13 protein-coding genes are annotated in these 14,817 nt (G+C 50.9%); 1 reads left to right on the top strand and 12 read right to left on the bottom strand.

Annotated elements, in window-relative coordinates:
- Positions 1-205 precede the first annotated feature (205 nt).
- Positions 206-1,747, top strand: a complete 1,542-nt coding sequence (locus tag PXY01_RS16310) for a diguanylate cyclase domain-containing protein (protein ID WP_127571196.1) — start codon at positions 206-208, stop codon at positions 1,745-1,747.
- Between the two features lie 88 nt (positions 1,748-1,835).
- On the opposite strand, the gene PXY01_RS16315 is transcribed toward PXY01_RS16310, so the two are convergent.
- The 12 genes from PXY01_RS16315 to PXY01_RS16370 all read right to left on the bottom strand — a co-directional run bounded on the left by PXY01_RS16315 (position 1,836) and on the right by PXY01_RS16370 (position 14,510).
- On the bottom strand, positions 1,836-2,933 hold the full coding sequence (locus PXY01_RS16315; RefSeq protein WP_127571198.1) for a peptidylprolyl isomerase: 1,098 nt from the start codon (positions 2,931-2,933) through the stop codon (positions 1,836-1,838).
- Between the two features lie 370 nt (positions 2,934-3,303).
- Positions 3,304-4,410: a peptidylprolyl isomerase gene (locus PXY01_RS16320; RefSeq protein ID WP_127571200.1), complete on the bottom strand. Its 1,107-nt coding sequence runs from the start codon at positions 4,408-4,410 to the stop codon at positions 3,304-3,306.
- Positions 4,397-7,927, bottom strand: a complete 3,531-nt coding sequence (gene mfd / locus PXY01_RS16325; protein ID WP_127571202.1) for a transcription-repair coupling factor — start codon at positions 7,925-7,927, stop codon at positions 4,397-4,399. Before mfd ends, PXY01_RS16320 begins: the two co-directional genes overlap by 14 nt.
- A 161-nt stretch (positions 7,928-8,088) precedes the next feature.
- Positions 8,089-8,319: an anti-sigma-F factor Fin gene (gene fin, locus PXY01_RS16330; protein WP_127571204.1), complete on the bottom strand. Its 231-nt coding sequence runs from the start codon at positions 8,317-8,319 to the stop codon at positions 8,089-8,091.
- 103 nt (positions 8,320-8,422) lie between these two features.
- Complete coding sequence (gene pth / locus PXY01_RS16335) at positions 8,423-8,983, bottom strand: aminoacyl-tRNA hydrolase (protein WP_127571206.1); 561 nt, start codon at positions 8,981-8,983, stop codon at positions 8,423-8,425.
- A 155-nt stretch (positions 8,984-9,138) separates the two neighbouring features.
- Complete coding sequence (locus PXY01_RS16340) at positions 9,139-9,798, bottom strand: 50S ribosomal protein L25 (protein ID WP_127571208.1); 660 nt, start codon at positions 9,796-9,798, stop codon at positions 9,139-9,141.
- A 76-nt stretch (positions 9,799-9,874) separates the two neighbouring features.
- The gene (gene glmU / locus PXY01_RS16345) at positions 9,875-11,278 is read right to left on the bottom strand and encodes a bifunctional UDP-N-acetylglucosamine diphosphorylase/glucosamine-1-phosphate N-acetyltransferase GlmU (RefSeq protein ID WP_127571210.1); all 1,404 of its coding nucleotides are present in this window, start codon (positions 11,276-11,278) and stop codon (positions 9,875-9,877) included.
- Positions 11,279-11,375: 97 nt separating this feature from the next.
- Entirely contained in the window at positions 11,376-11,660 is a 285-nt protein-coding gene (gene spoVG / locus PXY01_RS16350; RefSeq protein ID WP_110046107.1) for a septation regulator SpoVG, read from the bottom strand.
- Between the two features lie 127 nt (positions 11,661-11,787).
- Positions 11,788-12,183, bottom strand: coding sequence for a RidA family protein (locus tag PXY01_RS16355; protein ID WP_127571212.1), 396 nt, complete (start codon positions 12,181-12,183; stop codon positions 11,788-11,790).
- Between the two features lie 93 nt (positions 12,184-12,276).
- Positions 12,277-13,101 (bottom strand): pur operon repressor, encoded by an 825-nt coding sequence (gene purR, locus PXY01_RS16360; protein ID WP_127571213.1) that lies wholly within the window; start codon positions 13,099-13,101, stop codon positions 12,277-12,279.
- Positions 13,102-13,195: 94 nt separating this feature from the next.
- Complete coding sequence (gene ispE, locus PXY01_RS16365; RefSeq protein WP_127571250.1) at positions 13,196-14,050, bottom strand: 4-(cytidine 5'-diphospho)-2-C-methyl-D-erythritol kinase; 855 nt, start codon at positions 14,048-14,050, stop codon at positions 13,196-13,198.
- Between the two features lie 274 nt (positions 14,051-14,324).
- On the bottom strand, positions 14,325-14,510 hold the full coding sequence (locus PXY01_RS16370; protein ID WP_127571215.1) for a small, acid-soluble spore protein, alpha/beta type: 186 nt from the start codon (positions 14,508-14,510) through the stop codon (positions 14,325-14,327).
- Positions 14,511-14,817 lie beyond the last annotated feature (307 nt).

The raw sequence follows: 14,817 nt of genomic DNA on the forward strand, positions 1-14,817 counted from the left end.
TTGGAGATCATTTTCGAATAATAGACTCAAAACCCAAACAAACCTTACATCATTCGCCAAAATTCGGATGTTCCCAACCCCGACAGCTGCACCAAAAAATTTATTTCCTCTAAATTTCTTGCCGAAATACTGGACATTAAAGATAATCATGGTAGTATTAGGATGATAGTCTAGTACTTATTAACCACTAATTAAGGTGAGACTTATGATGCGACTCCGTATGCCGAGACTAGGTCTTCGGCACAGGTTCGTTATTGCTGTAACGCTTAGCATGCTTGTCCCCACCTCTTTGGTCAGTCTGCTCGCCTATCATCTTATCAATTATCAAGCTGAGCAATTCGTCAATGAGCGCGTCCACAACAGCCTTTATTCCATTAACCAACAGATTAATCATTTGCTTAGCTCGGCATATGAAGATTCGGAATGGCTGTCTCAGTATCTATTTAACAGCCTTACGAACGAGGCTTTGTTAATGGACCGGGACAGCACGCAGGAATGGCTTCAACTTTTCCTGTCAAAGCATGATCAATACAACTACATCCTCGTTAAGAACGGACGGTCTCCTGAGCTCGTTGCACAGCGTTATTCTCACTCCATCCCGGATCTTGATCTGTCTTCACCGGCCGATGAAAGCCTTCAAAGCCGACAGCCTGTTGCGATACCCCCGTACCAGAATGCTAATGAGCAGCTGGAGACGACGATTACAGCTGTTATGCCAGACGGGGAGAGAACGATCCATATCGGTGTCTCGTTGGATAGTATTGCACAGCGTCTTATTACCGAGTCCAACACATTAGGCGTTCGCTTTATCCTGAGCGATAGCAGCCGTCGTATAATATCGGACTCATCTCGAGCCGAATTCGGTACACCTCTTCATGACAACGTTTACACAGCTGTGTACGATGCCTCTGACGAGGGAGCATACACTCTATCAGGAACAGGCCGTACAGCCGCTGAACTGTACTACAGAACGATTACAGCAACCGGATGGAAGCTTGTCGCTGAAGCTCCCCTCTCCATAGCACAATCGGCAGCAGCCCCTATGCTGCGCTCCATCGCATTCGTTATTGTGCTGACCATGCTGATCGGTATCTTCTTAGCGGCGCTGCTTGTCACTCGTGCGCTTCGACCGATCCGCAACTATCGAGAGGCATTCATTCGCATATCTGAGGGTGATCTCTCAGCCAAGATGCCGCAGTCATCACGCGATGAGTGGGGACGACTTGGCAGCTCGTTCAACCGCATGCTGAAATCGCTTCAAGGCTATGCTTTCTCTGATCCTCTAACTGGATTACCAGACCGGCGGCGTATGATATATTTAATTGAACGCCAATTAAAAAGCGAGGGAGATGCCCCGTTCGCGATTTGGTTTATCGATGTAGACAATTTCAAACAAATGAATGACTCGCAAGGCCACGCATACGGAGATGAAGTGGTTCGTCAAATTGCGAAAGAGCTGCAAAAGCTCATGCCGCCGCCCAATATCGTCTCCCGCTTCGGCGGTGATGAATTCGTCATCCTAATGCCTGAGGCGAATGATCTATCACTCCGGGCCAATACAACGAAGCTGCAAGAGAAATTCGAGCGCGGTATCCTCATCCACGGCGAGCTGCTGCACGTACAGTTAAGCGTCGGCGTCGCCATCTATCCGAAGGACGGCGAGACGCTCGAACAGCTTGTCGGCAGCGCCGACCATGCCATGTATCGCGCCAAGCGGAAAGGCAAGAACAATATTCAGTTCCACTAACGGGACTACGTCGGTTAACCCTATAAACAACAAACAAGGCACCCCTTTCGCATAAGCGATTCATGGGGTGCCTTTGCATTACATTTTATTATTTGCTCGACTCAGCAGCGTTATCCTTAGCGGCTTCGTCAGTGGCCGCATCGTCTTTAGCCTCATCACTGGAAACAGCATCTTCCGCTGCCGTACCTTCTTCTGTCGCCGACTCTTCCGCCTTCGGCAGATTAATACTCTCGATAATTGAAGACATCTCATTCGTCATGAACTCACTCATCTTCGTATTAATCGCGCCGTTCTTCACTTGTAACCTCGTATCCTCTGAAATTTCTTCATACTGCATATCATCACGCTTCTCGACCTTCATAACGTGATAACCGTATTCGCTCAATACCGGTTCACCAACCTGGCCAACCGGCTGCGTTAGAGCCGCTTGCTTGAACGCTTCCACCCATTGGTTCGGGTTCACATTCTCGTACAAGCCGCCATTGTCCTTTGAACCGTCGTCCTCAGAGTACTGCTTCGCAAGCTCCGTCCAGTCGCCGCCTGCATCAAGCTTCGCCTTCACTTCTTGTGCGATCTTAAGCGCTTCTTCTTCCTTACGCTTTTCTTCGCCAGTCATCGGATCAACCGTACCGATCAGAATATGGCGCACACTAACCAGATTGTAGCTCGGTTTATTGTTGTCGTACTCTAGCTTCATTTCTTCATCTGATGTATTACGCTCCCAATACTTGCGAATCGTCACGATCATTTGATAGAAGCCCTTTACATCCTCTGTCTTCAGGTCAGCCTCTTCCACTGCCTTCTTCAGATTCTCGTCCTTCAACGCTAAGTCATACTGATCCATGAACAGGTCCATATCGGTTTCTGCCTGCTTCTTATCTTCCTCATTTGCCCGGTCGTAAAGCACCTTATATCCAACGTATTCCCTCAGATACTGTTCTTTGGCCTTCGGGATGCTCATGTACATCGTAAACGACGGATCGAACATAGAGTAAAACGTTGTATATTTCTTGAATTCCCCTTCGGTTACTTGCCCGCCTTTATACGTAGCAATGACCGTGTCGCTTCCCGCTCCGGAAGACGAATCTTTCTTGCCGCAAGCCGCAAGCGCAGACAGGATAAGAAGCAAGGCCGCTGCAAGGAGAAAACTGCGACGCCATGCGGAAACACGAGTAGTCTGGATCATCTATGAATCCCCTTTCAAAATGTAAACTTCTTGTATTGTAACAGATTACTAGAGGGTTGGCTATTCATCCGCGCACCGATTTCTAGCTACTATTGTTACCTTGTTAAATGTAATCCCTGCCCTCGTTCTCATTTACTCACTGTATTTCTTCATCCAGTCTTCTTCCCGCTCAGGATAAGGCTTGCCTTGAACCTCATTTATCGTTTTACCTTCATTTCATTACGTTCACCCCATTTCAATTCGAATTATCGATGAACCAAACATACAAATTAATTAAGTGACTTTCATGAAATAATATAGCGAAAAGTTATAATACACAAAGCAAAAAGCCAACAAGCGGAATTGAATCCACTTGTTGGCTATATTTTCATTACTTCACGCTTTCTTCCGTCTTCTCTTCGCTCGTGCTGGCTTGTCCCTCGTCCTCGGTCGTTTGATCTGTCTGATCAGCTTGATCAGCCTGGTCGGCTTCATCAGCTGCGGCATCGTCCTTCGGAAGCTCTAGCTTCGTAATCATACCCTCAAGCTCTTCGCTCATGAACTTGTTCAGATTGAGTGTCGACGCTGAGCGGCGAAGCTCTTCCTTCGTCGCCTCCGGTACTTGCTCCCACGTACGAGCTTCTCTCTTCTCGACCTTAATGATGTGGTAGCCGTACTCCGTCTCGACAGGGTCTCCGATTGCGCCAATCTCCTGCGTATTGGCAGCCTTGGCGAAGGCTTCGACCCAAATGCGCGGTTCCTTGTTCTCGTACAACCCGCCTGTTCCCTGGGAGCCTTCATCATCCGAATATTCCTTCGCCAGCGCTTCCCAATCGCCGCCCGACTCCAGCTTCTGCTTCACTTCTTCTGCCTTCTTCAAAGCGTCCGCCTTCGACAGCTTCTCCTCACCCGTTACCGGATCATTGAATCCAATCAGAATATGCCGCAGTGATACATTATTAAAGTCCTCCGGCGCCTTGTCATAGGATACCTTCAGTTCAGCATCGGTCACTTGCTGCTCAGAGTTTTCCATAACGGTAATGATCATCCGGTAAAACCATTCTGCATCCTTGATCGTCAGACCGGACTTCTCCATCTCGGCCTTCATCTCCGTGCTGCTGTCGACTGCCTGCTTAAATTGGTCAATGAACATCTTCACGTCGTCCTTCGCCGCATCCTTCGCTTTCTCGTCTGCGCGGGCGTAGAGGACCTTATAGCCGATATATTCTTTCAGAAATTGTTCGCGAATACTGCTCACGCCAATGACTGATTGCGCTTGTGTATTCACGAGCGTTAGAAAACCAAGATACCGGTCGAACTCCTTGTCCGTTACCGTTCCGCCTTCCTTGTATTCGGCGATGATCGTACCTGCCCCCGAGCCAGGCGGCTTCGTATTATCTGACTTCTTGCCGCAGGCCGTAACGAATACGGCCAGCGCAAGCAGCAGTGCCAGACCAACGGTCAAGCCGCGGCGGCCCCGCAAATTATTGTGCCACATCTTGGAATGCTCCCTTCGGTGTTAACGCCTCTTGATAATCTTCAAGAAATTTCTCTAACAGCTCAAGTTTCTGTTCTGCCGTCAAGCCTTTGCCTCTCAGCAGAATCATCGGCTGCTTGCTGCCATCATCCTCGAATCTCTTAAACCGGTTCTCATACTTCAAACAGAGCAGATCAATTTTCTTCTTGTTCATGCGTGCTTCTTCCCGAGCAGCAATCTTAAGCGTCCAATCATCGCCTTTCTGCGAGATCTGCTCAATGCCATACTCTGTTCCATACGTCTTCAAGCGAGCGACTGCAAGCAAGTTCTCAACCGCAACTGGCAGATCGCCGAACCGGTCGACAAGCTCCTCGCGGAGATCCTCCGCTTCCGCAAGCACGCGGATGCCTGCCACCTTCTTGTAAATCTCAATCTTCTGAATGCTATCATAGATATAATCTGAGGGCAGATAGGCATCAAGACTCAAATCGATTGTTGTCGTTATGTTTCGATCTTCTGCAGGAGGCGCCCCGTCAAGCTGTGCTTTGCGCGCTGCTACCTCATCCGCGAGCATCTGCGAATAGAGATCGAAGCCAACCGATGCAATGAACCCGTGCTGCTCGGCGCCAAGCAGATTGCCTGCGCCGCGAATCGCAAGGTCGCGCATTGCAATCTTGAAGCCGGAGCCGAGCTCCGTGAACTCTTTAATCGATTGGAGCCGCTTCTCCGCGACTTCGGTCAGCACTTTATCACGCTGATAGGTGAAGTAGGCATAGGCGATCCGATTGGAACGGCCGACCCGCCCTCGCAGCTGATACAGCTGGGACAGGCCCATTTTGTCCGCATCGTGCACGATCAGCGTGTTGACATTCGGAATGTCGACGCCCGTCTCAATAATACTGGTGCTGACGAGCACGTCCGACTCCCCGTCAAGAAAATCGAGAATGGTTTTCTCCAGCTCCTGCTCGGACATTTGGCCATGACCGACCGCTACTCTCGCATCTGGTACGAGCGCCTTAATCTGCTCCGCCATCTGATGGATGCCCTGCACCCGGTTATACAGGTAGTACACTTGACCTCCGCGGGCCAATTCACGTTCTACCGCTTCCCGAACAAGCGCCGCGCTGTGCTCCAGTACATAGGTTTGCACCGGAAAGCGGTTCTCCGGCGGCGTCTCAATGACCGACAAGTCGCGTACACCGAGCATCGACATATGGAGCGTACGCGGAATCGGTGTCGCCGTCAGCGTCAGTACGTCAACGTTCGTCTTCAGCCGCTTCAGCTTCTCCTTATGCGACACGCCGAAACGCTGCTCCTCATCGACGATAAGCAATCCAAGATCCTTAAATACGATATCCTGCGACAACAGCCGATGTGTCCCGATGACGATATCAACCGTGCCTTCCTTTATACCTTTCATCGTCTCGTTCTGTTCTTTGCGGGAACGGAAGCGAGAAAGCACCTGCACCTTGAACGGATACCCGGAGAACCGTTCGCGGAACGTCTCGTAATGCTGCTGTGCAAGAATTGTCGTCGGGACGAGCACCGCCACCTGCTTGCCTTCGATCGCTGCTTTGAACGCCGCACGAACGGCCACCTCGGTTTTGCCGTATCCGACATCGCCGCAAAGCAGCCGGTCCATCGGACGCGGCTTCTCCATATCGCTCTTAATTTCTTCAATTGCCCTCAATTGATCACGAGTTTCTTCATAAGGGAACATCGCCTCGAACTCTTGCTGATAGGGTGTATCCGGGCCGAATGCATAGCCAGGGCTTGCCTGCCTATCTGCATACAGCTTAATTAGCTCGTCGGCAATATCTTTGACCGAAGAACGGACCTTCGTCTTCACCTTTGCCCACTCATTGCCGCCAAGCTTGTAAATCTTCGGCTCCTTCTCTTCCGAGCCGACGTATTTCTGAATCATATCGATCTGCTCGATCGGAACCGACAGCTTGTCGCCGCCCGCATACATAATGTGCATATAGTCTTTATGAATGCCGCCGATTTCGAGTGTACCGATGCCCAAATATTTACCGATACCATGATTCTGGTGAACGACATAGTCGCCAACCTTCAGCTCGGTATAGCTCTTGATCCGTTCCGCATTGTCGATCTTCTTATCAACGCGAGACGCTTTACGCTGCTTCTGCGAGAACATCTCACCCTCGGTAATGACGACTAGATGAATCGAAGGCAGCTCGAATCCGGACTGCAAATTACCCTCAATCAGGGTAGGCGGCTCGATGTCATAATCGTGCAGCACCCGGCGCATTCGTTCCATCCGCTCCGCATTTCCCGCGAGCATCATGACTGTCGCGCCCGCCTTCTTCCAGCGGTCCATCTCCGACTTCAGCACGTTCATCTGACCGTGGAAGTTTTGCGTCGCGCGGCACATAAAGTTCAAAATGTTCTGCGGCTGCGTATGAGGAATTTGACGCAGGAAGAGCGACAGAAACACCGTCTGAAGCGACCGATGATGAAGAATTTCATCCGTATCGCGGGCAAGTGGCAGCCCTGGCAGCGATTTGCCATGCGAGAGCAGATGAGTGGCCCATTCTGCCTCGTCCCGCTCCAGCTGGCGAGCTGTCTCGATCAGACGAAGCGGCTCGTCAAGAATTAGCAGCGTGTCTGCCGGAATATAGTCAAGCAGCGTCTGCCGCTCTGGATAAAGCAAAGAGACATACTTATACATCTCGCCAAAATATTGTGCTTCCCGCAGCTTCTCAATCTCGCTGCCGATTTCGCTGCGCAGACGCTCCTTCGCCGTACGGTCTGCCATCTTGTCGAGCTGCTTCTCCAGCAGATCAGCCGCTTGCTGGGCGGCGTTCTTGAACCGCCGCTTATCAGCCAGAAGCTCGCGGCACGGCGGCACGACAAGTGACTTCAGCCGCTCCAGTGAACGCTGGTCTGCCGGATCGAACGTGCGGATCGAATCAATCTCATCGTCAAACCATTCGACCCGATACGCTACAGACGACGTAAGCGGATAGAGATCGACAATCCCGCCCCGAACGCTCATCTCGCCTTTGGACTCAACGCGGTCGACGCGCTCATAGCCAATGCCGGTCATTAAGCGAAGGAACTGCTCCATCGGCATCGTATCGCCCTCGTTCAAGCTGATCTGTGCTTCAGCCATAACTCCCTTAGCCGGGACATAACGGCGGACGCCGCTGAACGGAACGACGACAATCCCGCGAAACCCTTGGGACAGCCGAATGAGCGCATCAATGCGCTGCGCAAGCGTCTCAGGACTCGAGACAGCCGCTTCAGCCGCTACCAATTCGTTAGCGGGATAGAGCAGAACATCGCCAGCAGGTAGCAGCTCCTGCAAATCGTCCGCGATCTTCTGGGCAGCGAACATATTATGAGTCACAACAAGTATCGGACGATCCAGATCGGTGCGGAGCGCCGATACGAGCACTTGGCGGGAAGAACCAGCTAGGCCAGATATAAGCTGCTCCCGCATGCCCGCCGTAACACCTGAGAGCACCGTCTGGTAGTCTGCATCGGCGGCAAAAGCCTGAATTAACGCTTTCAAAGTATACGGCACCTTCTTTCTGCAGTACAGGTTGTTTACGCCATAGCCTGTACCGGAATAATCCAGGCAGTCAATATGACCCTGCACCGCATCACAATAAACACACAAAGAAGCCTCAGCCCTTCCGATGCCTGGGCCAAGGCTAATTCCATTAGACGTGCCTATTGAAGCGGATTGGACTGGAGCACAAGCTCCGGATTCGCCTCAATGGCTTCACGGCAATAGTCACAAACGACGTTTACAATAACATCCCCGTTCGGATTATACGCTATTATATCGCTGCGCTCCTCGGGGGTCAAGAAATGGAAACCGAGCTGCTGCTCCGTAACGGAGCTGCTGTCAATTGAGCCGACGGAAGTCCGGCAATGCCGGCAAATATAGTTCACAGCCATATGTATGCCTCCTGAACAATCGTTATACACACAAGTATGCCCAGTTTGCCCGGTTTTAACGATTGATCTACGGAAGACAGCAGCAGAGGCGAGAAAAAAACCGTTACCCGTTAAATTTCGCCATCGTCTGCTCGAATGTGGCGTTTAGTGCGAATTCGGCTGCATCGCAGGTCTGCTCAATCATAGCCGCCAGCTTCTCCTGCTCTGATTTGGCGAAATTATCCAGAACATAATCCGCAATATCGCTGCCCGGCTGCGGACGGGTAATCCCCATCCGAATCCGATTGAACGTCTGCGTGCCGATATGCTGAATAATCGATTTGATGCCGTTATGCCCACCTGCGCTGCCTTGATAACGCAGACGTATGCGGCCCAGCTCCGTATCGAGGTCGTCATAGATGACGATTAGATCCTCCAGCGGCACTTTGTAATAGTCCATATAAGCTCTTACCGATTCACCCGACAGATTCATAAAAGTCATAGGCTTGATCAGCACCACCTTCACGCCGCCAACATTGCCTTCTCCGATCAGCGCCTTGCATTTACTCTGTGTGACGCTAATTCCCCACCGCTTCGCCAGCATGTCGATGGCCATGAAGCCGACGTTATGGCGAGTATTCTGATATTTCGTGCCGGGATTGCCCAGACCAACGATCCATTTCATGACAAATGCTTCACTCCTATAATTGCAATATCTATGGATTAAACAGACACAAGCTAGAATCCTTTATTCATGACAAAAAAGGCTGCCGAAGCAGCCCTGCCTTGCTTTGTCATTCTCAACTCTCGGAGCTTTAAAGCTGCGTGCCTTAAGGACACCTACTCACCAACCCCGGTTTTGACCTCCTGCATCTTCGCAGCCTTGGAACGGGAATCCGCTTCGTGCGCCTCTGTTGCCTGCGCCTCCGCTTCCTCCTCTGAGAGTTCCTTCTGCGGAGCCAGTACCGTTACGACAGCCATATCAGCGTCTGATCGAGCGATTACGCCCGCCGGGAGTGTCAAGTCACTTACGAGAATCGTCTCGCCGACACCAAGCGATGATATGTCGACCTCGATCACTTCCGGCAGCTGGCTTGGCAGCGCCTCGATCTCCAGCTCGTGCATGAGCACCGTCAAAATACCGCCCTCTCGAACACCGCTGCTGTCACCGACCGTCTCCAGATGCACATGCGTCCTCAGCTTCTCGTTCATATTGATCTTATGCAGATCAACATGATAGATCTTGCCCGTAAGCGAATCGCGCTGCACTTCTGAAATAACAACCGGCTCCGTAAAACCGCCCGGAATCGCAACGTCGAATACGGCGTTCGGATGAGAACGAAGCAGCGGCAGCAGATCGCGCTCGGACAGCGTAACCGGCGTCGGCGACGTCATACCGCTGCCATAAATGACGCCTGGTACTTTACCCTGTTGGCGCAGCTCCCTCAGCTCCCGTTTCGTCTGAGTCGCTCTTGGTTCTACTGGTAATGGAATACCCATTGCGGAATCCTCCTTCACTGTCCGCCCTCGCGTCAGCAGACCGATTCCTCATTAGGCTTACCCATTACTCATCCTATTATTTATCCGATTGCAGCCGTTCCTTCTTCAACCTCGCCCGTGCACGAAGCTTATTCGCATAGCCGGCTTTATTCTCCTGACGCACACGCGCAATCGCCATATCGTTAGCGTCAACGTCCTTCGTAATCGTTGAGCCCGCCACAATATATGCACCATCCCCAACCTTCACAGGAGCAATTAGATTCACATTGCTTCCAATAAAGGCGTTGTCGCCGATCTCCGTAATCGACTTGTTCACTCCGTCGTAGTTGACCGTAATGGCCCCGCAGCCGATATTTACATCCTTACCGACTACAGCATCGCCTACATAGCTTAAATGCGACACCTTGCTGCCATCGCCAAGCGATGCGTTCTTCAGCTCTACGAAATCGCCGATCTTGCAATGTTCGCCAAGCTTAGAGCCTGGGCGCAAATAAGCGAAAGGACCGACAGTGCTGCTGTTACCGATCTCTGCATCGACAGCAACTGAATATTTAACCGACACACCATTGCCAACCTTTACATTCGTCAGATCGGCTTGAGGACCGATCTCACAATCCTCGCCGATGACCGTACCACGTCTTAGCACTGTGCCTGGATGAATAATTGTATCAGCGCCGATCACGACATCGGCTTCAATATAGGTTGTGGATGGATCAATTACCGTTACACCGTTGACTTGGTGCTGACGTACAATACGTGCACGCATCAGCTGCTCAGCTTCTGCCAGACCGACACGGTCGTTCACACCGATGCCCTCTGCGAAATCAGCAGCAACATAAGCGCCAACCGTCTCTCCTGCAACGCGTAAAATCTCCAACACATCGGTAAGATAATATTCACCTTGTGCATTATCGTTCTTAACTTCCTTCAATGCTTGGAACAGCTTCCGGTTATCGAAGCAATACATCCCCGTATTAATCTCCGTAATCGCTGCTTCTTCAGGCGAGCAGTCCTTCTGCTCGACGATACGCAGCACTTCACCGTTGCCGCCGCGCACAATCCGTCCAAGACCTTGCGGATTCGGCACGACTGCCGTCAGTACCGTAGCAGCCGCATTAGCTGCCGAGTGCTGCTCGAGCAGCTTACCAATTGTCTCAGACGTTACAAGCGGCGTATCTCCGTACAGAATGACCGTCGTGCCATCCTCCTCGCCTACAAGCGATGCCGCCTGTTGAACCGCGTGACCGGTGCCGAGCTGCTCTGCCTGCAGAACGAATTCCGCACGGTCGCCAAGCGTCGCCTTCACAAGCTCAGCGCCATGACCAACAACAACAACCTTCCGTTCACACGCCGAGGCATCGACCGTATCGAGTACATGCTCGACCATCGGTTTACCGCATACTTGATGAAGAACCTTATATAGCTTCGATTTCATCCGCTTGCCCTGTCCAGCTGCAAGCACGATCGCGATCAGTTTCAAATCCTTTACCCCCTAGATGTACTACATAATCTCTATAGAATATAGCCTATCCGTTGGCAAAAGAAAAGAGAGCCCGCAGGCTCTCCTTATCTCATTATTACGCTCCTTCTTCAATAACCTCTTCTTCCGCAGCGGCGCGCTCATACTCAGCGAGTACAGCAGCCTGAATTTTCTCCCTGGTGGTCGAAGAAATCGGGTGAGCGATATCCCGGAATTCTCCATCCGGAGTCCGTTTGCTTGGCATTGCAACGAACATACCATTGTTGCCGTCGATAACGCGAATATCGTGAACGACGAATTCATTATCAATGGTAATCGATGCGATAGCCTTCATACGGCCCTCCGAATTCACACGTCGGAGTCTGACATCAGTAATTTGCACTTGTGTTCACCACCTTTGCCACTTGTAGACTTGGTGTATACTTCCACACAATAGCGCAAATTCCTGCTGTTTTTTTGGTAAATCTATGCTGTTTATATAAATTTTTTTTCGGCTTGAAAACTTTTCGCTATAGTTCGACAGGAGTCGATGCAATCAATTCGATTTCGACAAGGACATCTTTCGGGAGGCGTGCAACCTCAACGGCTGAACGAGCTGGTTTGTGGTCGCCGAAATAAGAAGCATAGATTTCGTTGACCGTTGCAAACTGATTCATATCCTTCAGGAACACCGTCGCCTTCACGACGTCAGATAGTGATGCGCCTGCCGCTTCCAGCACAGCCTGCAAATTACGAAATACTTGATGCGTCTGCTCCTCAATACCGCCTTCAACCAATTGTCCGTCTGGACCGAGCGGAATTTGACCAGAAGTGAGCAGCAAATTACCGAGCTTTACGGCATGCGAATAAGGACCGATTGCAGCCGGAGCACCGGCCGCGTTAATCAATTGTGGCTGCAGCTTCATAATCGTTACCTCCAAATATGACTCTTAAAATAGATTCAGCCCCACATCTTGTAAGGCTGAACACATCAAGTAAATACAGTTATAGGGTTGAAATTAACTAAAGAAATTTCCAGGAACAACTGTCGTCTGCTTCGACTTCAAATCAACCGCCGTCACTTTCGCAAGTGAAACATAATCCTCCAGCAGCCGTTCCTCGGTGCCAAGCTCACCCGACTCGACGAAAACACCGACTCCTGCCACTTTCGCATTAAATTCAGAGAGCAGATCAATCATGCCTTGAATCGTGCCCCCCGCCTTCATGAAATCGTCGATAATTAGAACGCGGGCGTTCTCCTTCAACGTTCTGCGGGCAAGCGACATCGTCTGAATCCGCTTATTCGAGCCAGAGACATAGTTGATGCTGACAGCCGATCCTTCCGTCACCTTATTATCCCGTCGAACAATAACGACCGGCAGATTCAAGCATGATGCCGTCGCATATGCGAGCGGAATGCCCTTCGTCTCGACCGTCATAATAACGTCGATTTCACGGCTGGCGAATGCGGTAGCGAACATCCGTCCGAGCTCCGACAGCAGCTCCGGCTGACCGAGCATATCCGTCATGAACAAATAGCCGCCAGGCAGCACGCGCTCCGGCTGCTCCAATTGGCGGCATACGTTATGAATAATCGAAATCGCCGCATCTTGAGCGATTCTAGGCGTAAACTTTACGCCGCCAGCCGCTCCAGCAAGCGTATGCAGCTCTCCAATACCTTCATCCTCGAACACTTCTTTAATAATCGCCAAATCTTCGCTAATTGAAGACTTAGCGGATTGATAACGATCTGCGAAGGCGGTGAGAGATATTAACGTGTGGGGACGGCTCAGCAAATATTGTGTCATTTCCACGAGTCGAGCGCTTCGTTTTAATTTTTTCAAAAAATCACCTCTCCTCGCCAAATCCGAATATTATAATGCCAATATAACATTTTTATACGGATTTAATCAAGGAAAACGGGTAATTGTCCTTTATTTATGTCAGCATTCTTACCACATAGACTTCTTTACAGAAACCGCGAAGCCCGTTATATATGCGCGCCAGCTTCGCTTCCTTCGATACGAGACCGAACACGGTCGGCCCGCTTCCTGACATTAGCACGCCTTCAGCACCAAGCTTCTGCATGCTTTCCTTCAGCTGCAGTACCTCCGGATAATTCTTCAGCGTTACTTCCTCCAGCACGTTGCCAAGCGACCCACACATGTCAGCGAATGATCCCCGTTCGATTGCAGACAGCATATCCTTCATCGATGGATGCTCCTTCACTTCGGACGCTCTAAACCTGCCGTATACGTCAGCCGTCGATACGTTGATCGGGGGCTTGGCCAATACGACCCAGCACTGCGGCGGATTGCCAATCCGCTCTAGCCGCTCTCCGCGACCGGTAGCAATAGCTGTTCCGCCCGTTACGCAGAATGGGACGTCAGACCCAAGCTCCGCACCCAGTACGCACAACTCCTCGTCTGAAATACCTAGGCCCCATAAACGGTTCAGACCACGTAGAGCAGCCGCCGCATCGCTTGACCCGCCGGCCAGACCTGCCGCAACCGGAATTTTCTTATCCAGATGAATATAAACGCCCTTACGAACGTCATAACGTTCTTTAATCAGCTTGGCCGCCTGGAACGCCAAGTTCTTCTCATCAAGCGGGATATAACCTGCTTGGCTCGATATAATGATTTGATCGCGCTGCAGTTCTTCCATCTCCAGCCGATCGGCCAGATCGACCATCGTCATAATCATTTCGACTTCATGGAACCCGTCCTCGCGTTTGTGCAGCACGTCAAGCAGCAGATTGATTTTGGCGGGAGCCTTCTCGTATATTTTCATCCATTTCCACCCGTTCATATGGTTAACTTCACCTATTATAACAAACGGAGTGGAGAAATGCGAAAAAGAACCACCCCATAAAGCTCACGCCCGCTTCAGCTCATTAAATTGTCCATTGCTTCCCGCCGTCCTCACGCTTGAGAAAGCAAATAGTCACGTTTACTTTTTTACCTATGTATACCTAATTCCTGCTCTTGTCGTTGTAAGCATCAAAAAAATAAGCACCCCGTAGGATGCCTATTTTTCTATACCGCTTGTTAAGCAGTAATATGATCTATCGATGAGTCTTGTCTGCTGCGGCTCGTTCGGCCATCTGGATTGCTCTCTTCACCATATTGCCGGCGTCCTTGGCGCGGATGCTGCCCCAGCCTTCCTGCTGGACGGTGTCGTAGAAGCCCAGATCCTTCGCGAGCTCATATTTCAAGCTTTCGGACATTACGCTTCGTCTTCGTCTGCCCATAAGTCATCCTCCTTCTCGAATAGAACTATGACATGATACACCTTCAGTATGCGAACATCCTCATAATTCATGCAGGGTATTGTCTTCCACAATTGGTCCGGGATATTCCCATTATCGCACTATGCAAGTCAAGTCGCTCAGTTCCTGTTTGCAGGGCCTCAGAACGAAGTCCAGGCCCTGCAAACGGTCAGGCTCCAAAAGTAAAGCGGGTCCCGAAGGGACGGCAAGCGTCTGTGAGCACAGTTGGACGGGTGAGCGACGGATTGGGGGGAGACGATGAAACAGGGCTAGGTATAGTAGAAGTAGA

It is taken from the genome of Paenibacillus xylaniclasticus (assembly GCF_004001065.1).
In the GTDB taxonomy this organism is placed as follows: Bacteria; Bacillota; Bacilli; order Paenibacillales; family Paenibacillaceae; genus Paenibacillus_T; species Paenibacillus_T xylaniclasticus.

Excerpts from the sequence above, each read along its gene's own strand:
- PXY01_RS16310 (WP_127571196.1), top strand. The coding sequence starts at position 206 with ATGATGCGACTCCGTATGCCGAGACTAGGTCTTCGGCACAGGTTCGTT.
- PXY01_RS16315 (WP_127571198.1), bottom strand. The coding sequence starts at position 2,933 with ATGATCCAGACTACTCGTGTTTCCGCATGGCGTCGCAGTTTTCTCCTT.
- PXY01_RS16320 (WP_127571200.1), bottom strand. The coding sequence starts at position 4,410 with ATGTGGCACAATAATTTGCGGGGCCGCCGCGGCTTGACCGTTGGTCTG.
- fin (WP_127571204.1), bottom strand. The coding sequence starts at position 8,319 with ATGGCTGTGAACTATATTTGCCGGCATTGCCGGACTTCCGTCGGCTCA.
- pth (WP_127571206.1), bottom strand. The coding sequence starts at position 8,983 with ATGAAATGGATCGTTGGTCTGGGCAATCCCGGCACGAAATATCAGAAT.
- PXY01_RS16340 (WP_127571208.1), bottom strand. The coding sequence starts at position 9,798 with ATGGGTATTCCATTACCAGTAGAACCAAGAGCGACTCAGACGAAACGG.
- PXY01_RS16355 (WP_127571212.1), bottom strand. The coding sequence starts at position 12,183 with ATGAAGCTGCAGCCACAATTGATTAACGCGGCCGGTGCTCCGGCTGCA.
- ispE (WP_127571250.1), bottom strand. The coding sequence starts at position 14,050 with ATGAAAATATACGAGAAGGCTCCCGCCAAAATCAATCTGCTGCTTGAC.
- PXY01_RS16370 (WP_127571215.1), bottom strand. The coding sequence starts at position 14,510 with ATGGGCAGACGAAGACGAAGCGTAATGTCCGAAAGCTTGAAATATGAG.